Origin of the sequence: Sphingobium sp. B2D3A (assembly GCF_025961795.1) — a bacterium.
Classification (GTDB): domain Bacteria; phylum Pseudomonadota; class Alphaproteobacteria; order Sphingomonadales; family Sphingomonadaceae; genus Sphingobium.
The window spans coordinates 1,309,668-1,324,706 of the sequence record NZ_JAOQOI010000001.1; the positions used below are offsets into that span (position 1 = coordinate 1,309,668).

Consider the following 15,039-nt stretch of genomic DNA (forward strand, 5'->3'; position numbering starts at 1 on the left):
TCTCTCAAACTCTCGCCCCCGGTGATGGAGACGAAACAGTTACGAGAGGGTAGCGGCCACGGATGCAGTCGGGCTCAGATTATGTTGATCGAGCCGGCGGCCACAGGCGCAGAGCTTGGCGCCTTGTGCGGGGCGCCCTCGCTCTTTTCGAGCGTGATGGCGAGTGTGGCGCCGTCTTTCAACAGGGGACGCAACTGCGGTGCGACTATGATGCGCTTTGAACCCGTCGCTGAGACAAGGCCGAGCGACCGTGGTACATTGTCCGCCGGGATAATCCAGAGTTCGGGCGAAAGCGGGCTTGACGGCATCTTAAGCGCTCGAATGCTGAGCTCGCCGCTGCTCATGTCGTAATTGACGGCGAATTGGTGCGCGCCCTCCCCCGTGCCCAGTTGCGCGACGGCGGGCTGGCCGGCGCGAGTAACCTGGATTGGCGTCTGGGCCGGTGGCGGCGCAGGACGGAACATCACGAAGAGCGCGAGGCAAGCCGCAATGGTGCCCATTGCCAATGTGCCTAGTCGCCAAGCGGCCAATTTGCGCCGGATTGCGTCGGGCTGGCTCAAACTTGGCGCGCCGCTGGTCTGTAGCCGCTGCTCGATCGCGTGCCAGAGATTTGGCGCGTCGGTGTCGTCATAGCCATCGAGAAGCGGCTCGAAGCGGGCCTCCCAAGCGAGCACCTCGGACCGGAACGCTGGATCGGACACTTGCAGTCGAAGCGCGATGGCGTGATCCGCCCCGTCCAGGATGCCGAGTGCCAGTTCTGCTGCGAGCATGTCGCGCTCTTCCCGAGTGAGTGCTGCGTCAGCCATCGCCGATGCACTCCTTGAGCTGCGCGAGACCGCGACGGATCCAGCTCTTCATTGTGCCGAGCGGGACATTCATACGATGAGAGAGCTGCACATAGGTGAGGCCGCCAAAGAAGGCCGCGCGGATAGCGTCGGCAGGGTTACCGCCGAGTTCCTCCAGGCAATGGACGATGCGCGCCTGGCTCTGCGCCTCTTCGATCTGTTGCGGGGCGCTGGCGCGCGTGTCGGCAATCGAGCCAGCATCATCGATGACGATGATCGTCTGACGATTGGCACGACACCAGTCGATCGCTCCGTTGCGCGCAATGGCGCACAGCCATGTGATCGGACTTGCCTTGGCCGGATCGAAACGTCCGGCGCGCTGCCATATTTTGAGATAGGTTTCCTGCACGATATCCGCCGCCACGTCCCGATCCTGACAGATACGCAGGCAGACGCCGAATAGCTTCGCGCTGGTCATATCATAGACCTGCCGCAGCGCGGCTGGATCGGCTCGCGCGACCTGGGCCAGTGCTGCCACCAGCTTTTCGCGGTCACGATCGGCAGCCTCGGTCATATCGTTCAGCGGCTCTCCCAGAGCGCGAGAGCATAGCGACGTGTCACGTAATGCATAGGGAATTCAGATCGCAGCTGGCCGGACGCACCAGGAAGGGAGTGGCCGGCCAACCGCAGTAATAATCAGGCCGCGAGCGGCGCGAGGTGTGGGCGGCGCGTACGTAGTGCTGTGCCCACAAGGGCAAAGCCGATGATGAACAGCGCCCAGCTGACCGGTTCAGGGACGGCTGCCACTGCGCTGGAACTAGCTGTCACGAAGGACGAGCTGCCAGGCGAGAAGGTGTTCACGCGGTAGATGCCGTTGCTGCTCTGGTTGAAGAATGTAACCGTGTTATGATTGCTGCTGCCCGTGGTCTTAAATGTGACGCCCGTGCCATCAAGAAAACTTGGGCCAGTGGTGAAGTAATTGCCGTAACTGCCAGTTGGAGCGACGATGTCGAAGCCGTTCACCTGGCCGGTAATGCTGGTAATGACGTAGGCGGTCTGACCACCCACCATCATTGGGGTGTCAGACGTTGTGAAAACCCCGCTGCCGTTCACCGAGCCACCGAACAGGGGAGTGCTTGTCGCGAAGTTGAACATATACTGCGCGGCGTGAGCCGGCAGGCTACATGACAGGGCCGCAATCGCGACGAGCCCGCTTGCCTTTTTTAACATCAGTCGTCTCCCACATCTGTCGTCATGCAGGCGACAGAAATGTGCCCGCGTGATAGATACGGGCGTGGAGTTCGGGCGGACGCAGACGTGGTAAAATAAATGCTAATGGCGCTCGTTGCTTCTGGCATCCACCTCGAAGCGTCGCAAATCGCCAACTAGCCGTCGTTCGCGCGGCTGCGGGCAATCGCTGACATCTGCTGTCATTCATATGAATGAACCGGCTTCCCAAGGAGGTCAGGAAGCCGGAATTTTCAGATTTCGGTCCGTTCGGACAGCGTCAGAGCATCATCGATATCTACGCCGAGATATCTGACGGTATTCTCGATGTTGGTGTGGCCGAGTAGGATTTGCACTGCCCGAAGGTTGCCTGTGGCTTTGTAGATCAGTGCCGCCTTCGTCCGCCGCATCGAGTGCGTGCCATACTCTCGTTTGTCGAGGCCAATCGTTGACACCCATTCGTCGACGAGGCGCGCATATTGCCGTGTGCTCAAATGACCGAGGTAATCGATCCTGCTTGGGAATACGAAGTCGCGGATCGTCCCGCCGCGCCGATCAAGCCATGCCTTCAGGCTCTTGCGTGCCTCGGACATGATCTCGAATTGTACCGGACGACCAGTCTTTTGCTGGATGACAGTCGCGCGATCACGAAATGATCCTGCACTCATCAGGTCGCCGATCCTGATCTTGACCAGATCACAGCCACGCAGCTTGCTATCGATTGCCAGGTCGAAGAGCGCCCGGTCGCGTAGACGCTTATTTTCGTCGAGATAGAAACGGATGGCCCAGATATCGCGCGGCTTCAATGGGCGCTTTGGCCCAACATTCTGCCCTGCATTCCAAGGGCGCCGGTCATGTATGGCGGGATCAAGGTCTGAATGTCCCATGATAGTTCTCCGATGGCCAAAATTGGCCGGCCGGAAGATATCGGAACGTCACTATGTGCGGCGATTTGAGCCTCGCGACATCTTGCCAAATTTTGCCAAACCCGCTATATCATAGGCCATGTCAACGATGAACATCTCGCTTCCGGACGCGCTCAAAGCGTTTGTGGACCAGCAGGTAAACGTGCGTGGTTACGGCACGAGCAGCGAGTATGTGCGGGAGTTGATCCGCAAGGATCAGGACATTCAGCGCCTTCGCGAAATGCTTTTGGACGGCGCCAGTTCTGCAGCCACCGCGCCAGTCGACGCCGGATATTTCCAAGGCCTTCGTAACCGTGTGACGCAACGCGCGGGGGCGTGACTGCCAAACTTGTCATACCGCGCGCCAAAGCGCGGGAGGATGTGGACCTTGCGGTCGAGCATTACACGCACGAAGCTGGCGCGGAGGTGGTCTTCGGCTTCATTGATGCTCTTGAACAGGCCTATACATTCATCGGGGAAATGCCAGCGGCAGGATCCCCGAGGTGGTCTCATGAGCTGAACTTACCGGGGTTGAGGACCATAGGGCTGAAAGGATTCCCGTGGATCGTTTTCTATCTCGAATTCGAGACCTATGTAGATGTCTGGCGCGTGCTTCACGCCAAACGGGACATGCCGGTTTGGTTGGCCGATGTAGATGATTAACGCCAACAAAGCGGTCGTTGGAAGCAAGGTTTCGGTGACCCAATAGCTGCCGCTCATTCAGGTGAGCATTACTCACCAAATGTGAAACGGTCAGGTGGCAAAGAAGCCATCGTCATATTTGTTCACAAATGGGCTGCGTCTTGTTCGCCTGCGAGGTGCACGATGGCATTGGGGGCGCACATTCGCTTTAACTCTTAGACAGACGGTCCTCGCGCATTACAATTCCTTGATTGAGTAGGATTTCGAAGCGCTGTTCGTCGAGCGGCGGCGCGAAGAGGTAGCCTTGTCCCACCGAACAGCCCAGTGTCCGCATCATCACTCGATCGGCCTCAGTCTCAATGCCTTCCGCGACGACGCGCGCGTCGAGCGCCACTCCGAGCTTCACGATGCTTTCAACGATGACGTGCTTGACATGGTTGTGCGCCACTTCCCGCACGAAACTACGATCAATCTTTATCTCGCTGAGTGGAAACCGTTCGAGATAGCGTAGGTTGGAATAGCCCGTGCCGAAATCGTCGATCGAAATGCCGACCCCCAGGCGCCGCATATGTTCGAAGGATCGGCGTATATCGTCCGACTCAGGGGCCATCAGCTCTTCGGTAAGCTCCAGCGTCAGCCATTCGGCCTTGCACCCGGTTTCGTTGAGCACCTGTTCGACAAAGGCGACGACGTCCCTTCGCGTGAACTCCATCACCGACATGTTGAAAGCGAACCGGAGCGGTATCCGACGGTTTTGATTGACCCGCGCTGCATACGTCGCGAGCGTACGCAGGCCCCACGCTCCGATCTCCATCATGGCGCCGGTCTCTTCAGCAACGGCGATGAACCGGCCGGGTAGCTGGAGGCCGAATGCGCCGTGGTCCCAACGGAGCAGAGCTTCAGCGCCGATCAGGTCACCGGATTGCAGATCGACCTGGGGCTGATAATGAAACAGCAGCTCGTCATTGGAAACGGCGGATTGCAGTTCGTTCGCGAGCCGAATGCGATTACGCGCGTCTCGGTCATCTGCTTCCTCAAACGGATGGGGGCCGTGGTCGGGCGTCGCTTTGGATCGTTGCATCGCCGCACCTGCATGCCGGACCAGTAGAAGAGGATCGGTTCCGGCGAGCCCGACAGCGAAGCCAGCGGCAAACTGCACTGTAAGCGATGCGCCAGGCAGGACAAATCGGGGTCTCAGCAAGTCGAGGACCTCATTGACGATCTTGCCCGCACGGCTGGCATCATCGAGCGCGAAGGCCAGGATGAAGTTATTGCTGCCGACGCGAGCGATAGCCAGGGCTGGCACAACAGCCAGACGCGCTGTCGCCGAACGAAGCAGCGCATCACCGACATCGTAACCGAAACCGTTGTTGACGTCACGGAACCGCAGGACGTCGAGCTTGATGACCAGCAAGGCGGAGTTCGCCGACATTTCGATCTGTGCCAGCCGGTCGAGCAACCCATAACGATCCAGCAGTCCGGTAAGCCGATCGACACCCGGTGCGTGCGTGACATCCCGGATCAGGCCCACGAAATGCGTGAGGCGCCCTAGGTAGTCCCGAAACGGCTCCAGACGCAAAGCATTGCGAAACATCGTTCCGTCCCGCTTGTAGTTGCGCAGTGTCACCGAGCAGGCGCGCGCCTCCGCAAGCGCAGCCCGTATTTCCGTAAGTTCCGGCTGCAACCGATCGCTTCCCTGGAGATAGCGGCAGTTCTTGCCGATGACTTCGTCAACAGAATAGCCAGTAATTTTTTCGAATGCTGGGTTTACCAGGACTATGGGCTGCCCCCGGAGGCGCATGTCCGCGACGAGCAGGCCATCGCTGACATGATCGAGCGCAAGTTTGGAAAAGAGCTCTGTTACACACTGGCCTCTGCGCCCACCGAGGAGGCGAGGCCATCGCAGCAACGGGGAACCAGTTCTACCGGGCTCCACGATCGTGCCGTCGGCCGCATCGGGAGTCATCTCGCAAACAGGCTTTCGAGTTTCATCGCGATGAGCGCGTAAAGATCAGATCTCATCCCATGCCTCCGTGCTAGAGGATGATGCCGTGGTGCCGACGTTTCAATTTCAGCGGCGCGGCGTTTCGAGACAAATCGACGCCAGTTTCGTCGGGGTACGGCAAACGTCTCGTGGCCTGGTCGAGCGGGTCACCAAGCTGCGATATCCGGTAAAGATATTTTTGGATTTACGTGTCGCTCTGAGGTGCGGGCGAAGACGCGTCGTCAGCAAGCGGAGGCATCTGACATGCAGCCTGAAGGCTACTTTCTATGAGGCGAAGATGCGCCAGGACCGTATTTTGCAGCTCGCTGCATGCCGACACGATTGCAGAGGCATATTCCTGCTGGGTTGCCCCAAGGTTTCCATCGAGCTTGAGAAGCTCAGCAAATCCCGTGATGTGGGTGAGCGGTGTCCTGAGATCATGCGACAAAGTGTGGAAGTAGGTATCGAAAAGAGAGTCCTTGCGGAGCGGAACATTTTGCCATTGCTCAACAGCGTTTTGTATCATTTGCTGAAATCTCCACGCTGGGGTGGCGAGACTGCCGCGCTTTATGTCTTTTCACTTATCGTGAGCCTGCGGGAACGAGTTGCCATCGCCTCTTGGCACCACGATGTCGTCCCGCAGCGCTGTTTTCAACTTCGCTGATGCGACCATTCAGGACAGAATAGCGGCTCTTTCGACGTTGATCGGCTCTCCGCCTCCGCTGCTGTGAAAGCGCATGCGATACTCCAGGGGCGTGACGCCCATCCTGCGCAGGAATGCCCGTCTGAGCGTAGTCGTCGAGCCGAACCCGGCAGTGTAGGCAATCGCTTTTATCGGAGCGGAACTTTCTTCCAGCAGTCGTCGCGCAATATCGATCCGGGTCAATTCGACATATGCGATTGGGTTCATGCCGAGTTCGGCGCGGAACAGCCTGGAGAGATGGCGCGAGCTTACGCCAGCAATCTTTGCAAGGGTTTCAAGGGTCAGCTTCGCGCGGGGATGTTCGAGGATGTGAAGTCTTATCTTGTCGATCGGGCTGTTGGAAACAGTTTGTGCGGTCAACAGTGCGCTGAATTGCGACTGACCGCCGGGTCGCTTCAAGAAGACGACCAGCCGCCGTGCCACCCAAAGCGCCAGTGCCCGCCCGTGATCCTCCTCGATCAACGAAAATGCGAGGTCTATCGCTGCGCTTACCCCTGCGGAGCTGAACACTGGTCCGTCGCGCACGAAGATGAGGTCGGGTTCCACCAGAATGTCCGGAAAGTCGGCGGCAAGGCGTGCAGCATACTCCCAGTGGGTTGTCGCACGACGACCCGCCAGCAATCCGGCATGAGCCAGCAGGAAGGCCCCGGTGCACGTCGATCCGTGACGCCGGGACTGCCGTGACTGCTCCCGCAACCAATCATTGACTGCTTCGCTTTGGGGCGACGGGACGCCATATGGCCCTGTTACAATCAAGGTGTCGCACGGCTCTGTCTCGTCGTGGATGCTGGCGTCAGGCAGATAAACGATGCCGGAGGCGCTTTCCTCCGGCATGCCCCGTTCTGTCACCAGCTTGACGCGATAGCGATTACTGGACCCCATTTTGCAGTTCGCTTCAAACAGCGCGTCTCGTACACCGGCTATTTCCAGCAGATGTACGTTGCTTGGGGCAAAGATTGTGACGAGCATGGCCTGAAGCGCTCCGCGGCGACGCAAGATCACCGATCAGAAACACGATACGCCTCGGGTGCTCAATTACCTACAACAATGGGGTCTGTCAGAGCAAATGCAGCTGCGGATGTCCGAGCGGCGCAGCTCGACATAGCATGTCAGCTTCTGCTGCCGTTACCCATGGCAGAGCATAGCTCTTTTAATCCCTTGAACTCAGCCAGCGCGCACAGATACGACCGACTTCGCCAACAAACCCGACGTGCAATCTTTCGAACCGGTTCCCGAAACCTGCCTTTCATTCATCTAATGACAGGACATTCGTTGACGGTAATCATCCATCTCAACCAGAGCTTGAGATGCGAAATGCCCCGCAATTCCTCTTCGTCAAAGCGGCCGATTGGCACTGCTGATCGAGGACATGTACAATCGATTATCCAACGTCACCCGCGCCACAGTTTCTCCCTGAGCGGTAGCGCGGGCAACGGTTCTGCTCAGGCTGCTTCGTATTCCACCGCCTTTTCCTGCCGGACGATGCGACTGGTGCGGCCATCGATGCTCACTGGCGCTTCGCCATGAATGGTGGCGCGGCGCAGGGTGCGGCGCTGCAGGCCGAAGTCGGCGACGGCGCGATGCTGCGTTGCCTGATTGTCCCAGAAGGCGACATCGCCGGGCTGCCAGCGCCACCGCACCAGATTCTCCGGCCGGGTGATATGGTCTTGGAGAATGCTGAACAACCGCTGGGAATCCGCCTGATTTAGACCGACGAAGCTCTTGACGAAATGTCCGAGCAGCAGGCTGCGCTGGCCCGAAACGGGGTGAACGCGAACCACCGGATGCTCGGTCTCGTACACCGTGGAGGCGAACACATTGCGATGCCGCTTGATCTGCTCCTGCGCGGTGGTGTTGTCCTTGGGTGCATTGCCCAGGATCGCAGCATAATCGTAGAGATTGGTGTGCACGGCCCAGAGATTGTTGACGAGCTGGCGCAGGGATTCCGGCAACGCCTCATAGGCGGTCTCGCCATTGGCCCATAGCGTATCGCCGCCCGCCTCCGGGATGGTGATGCCACGCAGGATCGAGCCCTTCGGATAGGCATCGACGAAGGTGACGTCAGTATGCCAGCTCGAGGCGGCGTATCCCTCGCGGCTGTCCAACTCCAGCAGGTAGCGCGATCCTTCTGCGACCGGCACGGTGGGATGCGCCACGGGATCGCCGAAGAGTGCCGTAAAATTCTCATGCTCTGCGTCATCGAGATGATGCTGGCCACGGAAGAAGATGACCTTGTGGCGAACCAGCGCGTCTTGGATCGCCTGGACGGTCACGGCGTCAAGATCGCCGGAGAGCACGACGCCCCGGATTTCGGCACCGATCGTGCCGGTCACTGGCTTGATGTCGAGCGGGCTATTGGGGTCTGCGGCATTGGCATAGGTGGTGATGGACATGATGAGGCTCCTTCTTGCCTTGGGCGTGCTGGGGGAATTTCAGTTGGGTGATTGGGGGCCGCGCGGGCGCTCGCCGACGATGGTCACGCGCTCCATCTCGCGATTGCCGCGATAGTCGGGCACCGCGTAGTGCTGGGTCGCGCGATTATCCCAGAAAGCGATCGAGCCGGGCTGCCAGCTCCAACGCACCTGGAATTCCGGCCGCTTCACCTGGTCGAAGAGGCGAGCGAGCAGCGCTTCACTCTCGCCTGGTGCAAGTCCGACGATCTCGCGGGTGAAAACGGAATTGACGTAGAGGACTTTCTCGCCAGTTTCGGGATGGATGCGCACCACCGGATGCTCGACCGGCGGATATTGCGCCTGCAAGGCGGCCCGCTTTTCGGGCGTCTCGACGAACTGCAGGAAGACGCGCGTGTCGTGGATGGCGCTCAGCCCGTCGATCCGGGCTTTGGTCTCCTCGTCGAGCGTTTCATAGGCTGCGACTGCGTTGGCAAAGACTGTATCGCCGCCCAGACCCGGCGAGACGCGCTGGATGAGGATGGACGCCGCAGACGGTTCAGCGCGGAAGGTCGTGTCCGCGTGCCAGTTGCTGTCCGTGGTGCTGCGATACTTGCCGGCGAACTCCTTGGAGCGCAGCGGCAGAATTTCCGGATGATCGGGGTGCGCGAAGACCGGGTGGGTCTCCAGATCACCAAACGCTGCGCCCAGGGCGATATGCTGGTCATGCGTCAGATGCTGATCGCGGAAGAACAGCACCTTGTACCGCAACAGGGCGGCGTGAAGCGCGGCGTGTAACGGCCGGGTCAACGGTTGGGAGAGATCGATCCCGCTGATCTGCGCTCCCAAACTGGGCTGAAGCGGCTTGATTTCGAACAGGTCGGTATCGGAAGCAGTGAGGGTCTTTTCGAGGACGGTCATGACGTGCATCTCCTTTCAGGGATTTCATTCAGTGCGGGTCACTCGGCCGGGGCGAGAGCGAGGGGCTGGTCGTCCAGTTGGCGGCGGATTTCGGAATGGGCGGCTTCGTCGAGCGGGAAGCGGGCGAGGAGCAGTGCGGAAAAGGCGTGGCCCAGCGCAGGACCAAGCGCGAAGACATAGGCAAGGCCAAGCAGCGCTTGCGGGCTGTTGCTGCCCCGGGGATCGAAGCCCAGCCAGGCGACGAGCGGCAGGGCCACACCGATAGCGATGGCCGAGGCGCCTTTGCCCGCGAGGCTGAACACGGAATAATAAAGCCCGGTGCGCTCCTCACCGGTTTCGAGGCGGTGCTTGTCGGCGATATCGGCGACGATGGCGCGCAGCATGAGGTTGCCGGAGCCTTGCGCGAGCCCCTGCACCAATGTCAGCGCCAGCAGCAGACCGAAGGTGTCCGGCGTGACCAGCAGCAGGCTGAGATTGACCGCGACCTGCACCAGCTCGCCCAAGACCGCCGTTCGGTGCTTGCCGAGCTTGAGGCCGATGCGCAGCCAGATGGGGCCCGCGAAGATACCGAAGATGAACTGGAAGAGGAACAGCGCCGCTGCCCAGTCCGGCCGGCCCATATAGAAGCTGACGTAGAAGACGATGAGCGCAGCGCGAATGCTCTGGGCAAGCGTCACGGCGAAGTCCGAGGCGAGCACGCGCAGAAGCAGGGTATTGGCGAACACCGCGCGCAGAGTCTGCTTGATCGACAGCGTCTCCGCTGGCCCGGCCGGAGCCGGAACTTCCGGAAATGCCGTGAGCGACAGAAAGACGCCGGGGATGACCGTGGCAAGAACCAGCGCGCCCATCAGTGACATTTGCAGGTGCCCGTCGCCCGGCCGCAGTTGATCGGCGAGCGCGGGAAGCAGCAGCGTGACGAATAGCGCCGCCGAACCCACGACCGTCTGGTAGGTCGCGATGCGGGTCCGCTCGTGATAATGCCCGGAGATCTCGCCGGACCAGGCCAGGAAGGGGATCTGGATCGCCGTCCAGCCTAGGTAAAAAACGAAAAGGACGCCGCCGAGGTAGTGCGGCGTTACCGTCGCGACCGGAAAAAACAGGAAGATGGAGGACAGGGTGAACAGCACGGCCCCCGCCGCCATCCATGGCTTGCGGCGTCCGAAGCGGCTGCGGGTACGGTCGCTGAAGGAGCCGATCAGCGGATCGGAAATGGCATCCCACAGGCGGCCGATCAGAAAGATGAAGCCGATCATGCCAAGCGACAGGCCGAAGTCCCGTGCAAAAATGGCGGGGAGGTAGACGCCGATGGGCATGGTCGCGGCGGCGATCGGCACGGCAACCGCCGAGAAGCGGATGAGCCGCAGGGCGCCGGAACGCTCGTCGCTCTTGCTCTGCAGCGGCGACAATGAGGACGAGGGGATTGCAGTGAGTGCGGTCATGGCGTGCCTCACAATTTTGCGCGGAGTGTGATGCCGTAGGTGCGCGGGTCGCCGATCAGCCCCGTCACCAGTCCGGTGTTTCCGGCCGACAGCGTCTGGAAATAATTCTCGTCGAGCAGGTTCTTGCCCCAGATCGAGAGGTCGTAGCGGCCGTCGTCGAACCGTACGCCGATCCGCCCGTTCAGCAGTCCATAGCCGTCCACGATGGCGAGCCGCGAGTTAGAGGCGGAGGTGTTGAAGCTCGATCGATGCGACCAGTCGGCATGGCCGTACATCTCGGTCGTACTGCCCAATGCGGGAACCGGTGTCGAGACATCTGCGCCCAAAGTGTAGGTGAACTTCGGCACGCCCGGGAGCTGCTGGCCGGTGAGGTCTTGTACGGCAGAAATGTTCAGGCGCTCGACGGCCTGCGGCGCGTTCCTGTAATCGCGATAGCTGGTGTCGGCATAAGCCAGCGACGCATTGAGGCTGAAGTGCCGCAAGGGAGCGTAAACCGCGTCCAGCTCGAAGCCGCGCGAGCGGACTTTCGGAATGTTCGCGATATATTGCCGGTAGGTGACCGTGTTCGCGACCTGCTCGGTAATCGCCGTCTGATAATTGGCGGTGTCGATCCAGTAGAGTGCGCCGTTGAAGGTCAACGCCCGATCGAACAGCTGCGACTTGAAGCCGACCTCATAGGCATCGACTCGCTCCGGCGCGACCTCTGGCGCAATACCCGCCGGCAAAGCAGTCAGATTGAGCCCGCCTGACTTGTTGCCGCGCGAATAGGTGCCATAAATGATCGCGTCGCGCGTCGGTTGCCAGCGAAGGGTAACGAGGCCGGAGAGGCTGTCATCCGAGAAAGCGGTCGCGAAGGTCTGCACCGGGTTGAACTGGGCGCGGATGGCGTTCGCTGTCGCCTGCTGTGCGGGCGTGAGGCCGGAGAGATCATTGCCCGCCACCCAATATTGGCGGAACGCGCCTTCCTTCTTCTCGTGGGTGTAGCGCAGGCCGGCGGTAAGCGTCAGCGCATCGCTGATCGACCAGTCCGCCTGCCCGAACAGGGCGAGGCTATGCGTCTGCGGCGTGGAGGTGGAGTTCGCCTCGAACCCGTCAAGCGCTGCGTTGCCGACGACGGGATCGACCGCCGGCAAGTTCCAGGCCGCCGCCGCCGAGCCGTAGCGGCTCGCGCCATAACCGCGAATGATCTGCCAGAAATAATAGCCGCCGATCACATAATCGATTGGGCCATCATCCTTGGACGCAAGGCGGATTTCCTGACTGAACTGGCGTTGGCGGTTGGCCTGCTGCGCCTTGGTGACGACAGGCAGCGCGGTGGAATCGCCATCATTGGCCGGGTTCCAGTCCCACCAGCGATAGGCGGTGATGGAGGTGAGCTCTGCGCCGCCCAGATCCCAGTCGACCTGACCGGACACCCCATAGCCATCCATGTTGGACTGGTAATGGCTGTCGGACTCGCCCCGACGCGCGAACGGATGGATGGCCGGCAGTGAAAGGCCGAACCGCGCCAGACGCGCCGCAAAATTGTTCGGGATTGTCGCGCCGTTTTCGTAGGTGCCGACATAGTTCGCAAACACGTTAAGGGCGTAATTCTGCTTCTGGCTGGCATAGTCGCCGATCAGCCGGATCGAGACATCGTCCGTCGGTGTGAAGAGCAATTGGCCCCGCACGCTCGCATTCTCATAGTCTTGCGCGTCCTTTCCGGTGGTGGTGTTGAAGAGCAGGCCATCGCGCTTGGTGTAGGCACCGCTCAGGCGTACAGCGAGACGATCGGTGACGATCGGGCCGGATACCGAGCCGCGAACTTGCCGATAGCCATAATTGCCGATGCTCACCTCGCCGGAAGCGTCCGGCTCGAAACTTGGCTTGCGGGTGCTGATGTTGATGACGCCCGAGGTCGTGTTCTTGCCGAACAACGTGCCCTGCGGGCCGCGCAGCACCTCGATCTGCTCGAGATCGACCAGATCGAACTGCGAAAGGCCGACGCGGCCATAGTAGACATTGTCGATATAGAAGCCGACGCCGTTCTCCAGCCCATCATTGGTCAATGCGACATTGCTGCCGAGGCCGCGAATGTTGATGTTGGTATTGCGCGGGTTGAAACTGAACACCTGCAGCGCCGGCACTTGTTGCTGGATCTGGCCGAGGGTGAAGTCGCCGCGACGATCAAGCGTCGCCGCGTCGATCACACTGATGGCGATCGGCACGTCCTGCACGGCTTCCTCGCGGCGGCGGGAGGCTGTGACGATGATCGGCGAGCCTGCGTCCTCCTCCGCTGCGGTCGGCTCGGTCTGCCATGGCTCTTCGGCCGCATGGGCGCTGATCGGCACTGCGAGCGACAGGGCTGCAGCTGTTGCCCGCAGCATCGTCCGGCGCGCGCCGATAGGCGAGAAACGCACGCCGGTAGGCGGGAAGCGCTCGCCTGTATAGAGCCCGATAATATACTGATTAAGTGTCATTATTTTGGTTGCCCCTGAACGTGACTGTATTTGGTCGACCGTCGGTTTTCGCCGTCACGGTCTTCGGGGCGGACAGAGCGCAGGCTTCCCCCCGGCAGCTGAGACCAGATGGCCAGCGCCGATTGCTGAAGAAACAGGGGGTAGCGCGCCAGGTCCGCCAAATCGGAACTGGTGAGCCTGATCATGATGATCCTCGCAGAGCGAAAGGCGCGGCCACCGGATGGTGGGCGCGACATCATCACGCGCCGGTCCCGAGTGCGTCCGGAGGGCATAAGCCGTTTCGGGCGCTGGCTCGCGATAACCGGCACGCGACTGCGTGCGGACTAGGTCAACAGAGCTGGTGGGTCATGCGCATCGGATCACCTCATCGTTAGAGAGGGGAACACGACGCCTGGCGCGGTCGCCTGAGCATCGTGCGCTTTAGCGGTTGGTCACGCGGAGCAAGCTGCATCCCTATCAAAAGCCGCGGGTCAGACACTCGTGATGATGCGGGAGGGGCCTGACCAGCCATCCCGCTCGAGGTATTTCAACCTAATCGATAGAATATGATTTCGTCAAGGCAAGTTTTGCTTTTGCTACGGCAAAGTTTGGGTGCGGGCGAAGGGCCGGCTCCAATCCCTAAGATAAGTGCGGGGGGCTCAGCCATTAGGAAGATTGCCGTCTACGCCCTCAAAAACGACATTCGCTGGGCCAAAGCTGCTCGTCGAAACCCGTCCTGCTTTCATCCACCTGTCGGGGTCCGCGACCGACAATACCTGGGTCCGATGCCAACCAAACTCCGTCGTTCAGAGCGAGCGAAGCTAGCGTCTGATCCGAACAATAGCAGCCACTCCATCCTCTTCAGCCCATCCGGCGGAACGCGCCTTAATAGCGGTCGTTCCGAGGGTCGGATCGTGCCATCGAAACTTGCCGTTCGTTCATAGGTAACTCGGTGCGGCGATCGCCCTTCGTTGGGACATTGCGCTCAGTCTGCTTTGGAGCGCCGGAGTAGCGAAAGCGGACGAAAGCACAGAGCAACCTTACCGTTTATGAAAGGCCGCGACGTCTTACTGCCGCGATTACCTTCCGATTTATGGAGTGCCTGGTCGCCAACTGCCGCTCAGACAGATTGCGCTTCCGCAATGTGCTCTGCTGGAACTGGTATTCCCAATCGGTGATCACTCGGCGTTCGTGGAAGAACGCGGTAGCATCCGGACCAATCGCCCTGTCCAGATCGGCTCGAACCCGCTTCAGCGACTGAAAAATCAAATCGGAGCGGAAACCGAGGAACCGCTTCACACAGACGTTGCCGACGTCCACCGATTTCCCGGTCGTAGCATTGGAGATGGAGCACAACTCGATGATCGGAAAATGGCCACACAGACAGGTCTCAGGCTCATCGGCCTCGGAAATCTCGATGAGGCGCCACTCCTTCTTGGCCACTTCCCAATCGGTGGCCCGGCTCAGCGCTAAGATCGCCGCCTTGAGCTGCTGAAAGTTGTAACCGTCGCCCATACTTCGGTCCTTTAGCTTCCCGGTGGTGACATCCCGAGCCCTTGGTAGATGGTCTGCAGCTTTGCCCAAGCCGCATCGAGCATGGGTTGC

At 60.3% G+C, this 15,039-nt stretch carries 15 protein-coding genes; 2 read left to right on the forward strand and 13 right to left on the reverse strand.

The genetic code is table 11. The features are described from left to right. Positions 1 to 74 precede the first annotated feature (74 nt). The 4 genes from M2337_RS06095 to M2337_RS06110 form a co-directional block, all read right to left on the reverse strand. Complete coding sequence (locus tag M2337_RS06095; protein WP_264572087.1) at positions 75 to 770, reverse strand: anti-sigma factor domain-containing protein; 696 nt, start codon at positions 768 to 770, stop codon at positions 75 to 77. A 28-nt stretch (positions 771 to 798) separates the two neighbouring features. Continuing rightward, a complete protein-coding gene (locus M2337_RS06100) occupies positions 799 to 1,359 on the reverse strand; it encodes a sigma-70 family RNA polymerase sigma factor (protein ID WP_181558479.1) in 561 nt (186 codons plus the stop codon). Positions 1,360 to 1,481: 122 nt separating this feature from the next. Beyond that, entirely contained in the window at positions 1,482 to 2,015 is a 534-nt protein-coding gene (locus M2337_RS06105) for a PEPxxWA-CTERM sorting domain-containing protein (RefSeq protein WP_264572088.1), read from the reverse strand. Positions 2,016 to 2,266: 251 nt separating this feature from the next. Then, positions 2,267 to 2,899 carry a tyrosine-type recombinase/integrase gene (locus M2337_RS06110; protein WP_181558477.1) on the reverse strand — a complete coding sequence of 211 codons (633 nt, stop codon included), beginning with the start codon at positions 2,897 to 2,899 and terminating at the stop codon, positions 2,267 to 2,269. 127 nt (positions 2,900 to 3,026) lie between these two features. On the opposite strand from M2337_RS06110, the gene M2337_RS06115 reads away from it, so the two are divergent. Then, complete coding sequence (locus tag M2337_RS06115) at positions 3,027 to 3,257, forward strand: type II toxin-antitoxin system ParD family antitoxin (RefSeq protein WP_413715102.1); 231 nt, start codon at positions 3,027 to 3,029, stop codon at positions 3,255 to 3,257. Beyond that, the gene (locus M2337_RS06120) at positions 3,254 to 3,580 is read left to right on the forward strand and encodes a type II toxin-antitoxin system RelE/ParE family toxin (protein ID WP_264572089.1); all 327 of its coding nucleotides are present in this window, start codon (positions 3,254 to 3,256) and stop codon (positions 3,578 to 3,580) included. The genes M2337_RS06115 and M2337_RS06120 overlap by 4 nt, the downstream gene beginning before the upstream one ends. A 187-nt stretch (positions 3,581 to 3,767) precedes the next feature. Here M2337_RS06120 and M2337_RS06125 read toward each other — a convergent pair whose 3' ends face one another. The 9 genes from M2337_RS06125 to M2337_RS06165 all read right to left on the reverse strand — a co-directional run bounded on the left by M2337_RS06125 (position 3,768) and on the right by M2337_RS06165 (position 14,949). Then, a complete protein-coding gene (locus tag M2337_RS06125; RefSeq protein ID WP_264572090.1) occupies positions 3,768 to 5,525 on the reverse strand; it encodes an EAL domain-containing protein in 1,758 nt (585 codons plus the stop codon). A gap of 223 nt (positions 5,526 to 5,748) precedes the next feature. Beyond that, entirely contained in the window at positions 5,749 to 6,069 is a 321-nt protein-coding gene (locus M2337_RS17300) for a histidine kinase dimerization/phospho-acceptor domain-containing protein (protein ID WP_181558473.1), read from the reverse strand. 147 nt (positions 6,070 to 6,216) lie between these two features. Next, positions 6,217 to 7,215, reverse strand: coding sequence for a GlxA family transcriptional regulator (locus M2337_RS06135; protein ID WP_264572092.1), 999 nt, complete (start codon positions 7,213 to 7,215; stop codon positions 6,217 to 6,219). A gap of 473 nt (positions 7,216 to 7,688) precedes the next feature. Further along, positions 7,689 to 8,639, reverse strand: coding sequence for a TauD/TfdA dioxygenase family protein (locus M2337_RS06140; RefSeq protein WP_264572093.1), 951 nt, complete (start codon positions 8,637 to 8,639; stop codon positions 7,689 to 7,691). A 39-nt stretch (positions 8,640 to 8,678) separates the two neighbouring features. After that, on the reverse strand, positions 8,679 to 9,557 hold the full coding sequence (locus tag M2337_RS06145; RefSeq protein ID WP_264572094.1) for a TauD/TfdA dioxygenase family protein: 879 nt from the start codon (positions 9,555 to 9,557) through the stop codon (positions 8,679 to 8,681). Positions 9,558 to 9,595: 38 nt separating this feature from the next. Then, a complete protein-coding gene (locus M2337_RS06150; protein WP_264572095.1) occupies positions 9,596 to 10,996 on the reverse strand; it encodes an MFS transporter in 1,401 nt (466 codons plus the stop codon). A gap of 8 nt (positions 10,997 to 11,004) precedes the next feature. Continuing rightward, entirely contained in the window at positions 11,005 to 13,455 is a 2,451-nt protein-coding gene (locus tag M2337_RS06155; protein WP_264572096.1) for a TonB-dependent receptor, read from the reverse strand. Next, complete coding sequence (locus M2337_RS06160) at positions 13,455 to 13,640, reverse strand: hypothetical protein (RefSeq protein WP_264588589.1); 186 nt, start codon at positions 13,638 to 13,640, stop codon at positions 13,455 to 13,457. The genes M2337_RS06155 and M2337_RS06160 overlap by 1 nt, the downstream gene beginning before the upstream one ends. Positions 13,641 to 14,481: 841 nt before the next feature. Continuing rightward, positions 14,482 to 14,949, reverse strand: coding sequence for a hypothetical protein (locus M2337_RS06165; RefSeq protein WP_264572097.1), 468 nt, complete (start codon positions 14,947 to 14,949; stop codon positions 14,482 to 14,484). Positions 14,950 to 15,039: the final 90 nt, after the last annotated feature.

What these genes read in the sequence shown, in the direction of transcription:
- M2337_RS06095 (WP_264572087.1), bottom strand. Translation starts at nt 770, where the DNA reads ATGCTCGCAGCAGAACTGGCACTCGGCATCCTGGACGGGGCGGATCAC.
- M2337_RS06100 (WP_181558479.1), bottom strand. Translation starts at nt 1,359, where the DNA reads ATGACCGAGGCTGCCGATCGTGACCGCGAAAAGCTGGTGGCAGCACTG.
- M2337_RS06105 (WP_264572088.1), bottom strand. Translation starts at nt 2,015, where the DNA reads ATGTTAAAAAAGGCAAGCGGGCTCGTCGCGATTGCGGCCCTGTCATGT.
- M2337_RS06110 (WP_181558477.1), bottom strand. Translation starts at nt 2,899, where the DNA reads ATGGGACATTCAGACCTTGATCCCGCCATACATGACCGGCGCCCTTGG.
- M2337_RS06115 (WP_413715102.1), top strand. Translation starts at nt 3,027, where the DNA reads ATGAACATCTCGCTTCCGGACGCGCTCAAAGCGTTTGTGGACCAGCAG.
- M2337_RS06125 (WP_264572090.1), bottom strand. Translation starts at nt 5,525, where the DNA reads ATGACTCCCGATGCGGCCGACGGCACGATCGTGGAGCCCGGTAGAACT.
- M2337_RS17300 (WP_181558473.1), bottom strand. Translation starts at nt 6,069, where the DNA reads ATGATACAAAACGCTGTTGAGCAATGGCAAAATGTTCCGCTCCGCAAG.
- M2337_RS06135 (WP_264572092.1), bottom strand. Translation starts at nt 7,215, where the DNA reads ATGCTCGTCACAATCTTTGCCCCAAGCAACGTACATCTGCTGGAAATA.
- M2337_RS06140 (WP_264572093.1), bottom strand. Translation starts at nt 8,639, where the DNA reads ATGTCCATCACCACCTATGCCAATGCCGCAGACCCCAATAGCCCGCTC.
- M2337_RS06145 (WP_264572094.1), bottom strand. Translation starts at nt 9,557, where the DNA reads ATGACCGTCCTCGAAAAGACCCTCACTGCTTCCGATACCGACCTGTTC.
- M2337_RS06150 (WP_264572095.1), bottom strand. Translation starts at nt 10,996, where the DNA reads ATGACCGCACTCACTGCAATCCCCTCGTCCTCATTGTCGCCGCTGCAG.
- M2337_RS06155 (WP_264572096.1), bottom strand. Translation starts at nt 13,455, where the DNA reads ATGACACTTAATCAGTATATTATCGGGCTCTATACAGGCGAGCGCTTC.
- M2337_RS06160 (WP_264588589.1), bottom strand. Translation starts at nt 13,640, where the DNA reads ATGATCAGGCTCACCAGTTCCGATTTGGCGGACCTGGCGCGCTACCCC.
- M2337_RS06165 (WP_264572097.1), bottom strand. Translation starts at nt 14,949, where the DNA reads ATGGGCGACGGTTACAACTTTCAGCAGCTCAAGGCGGCGATCTTAGCG.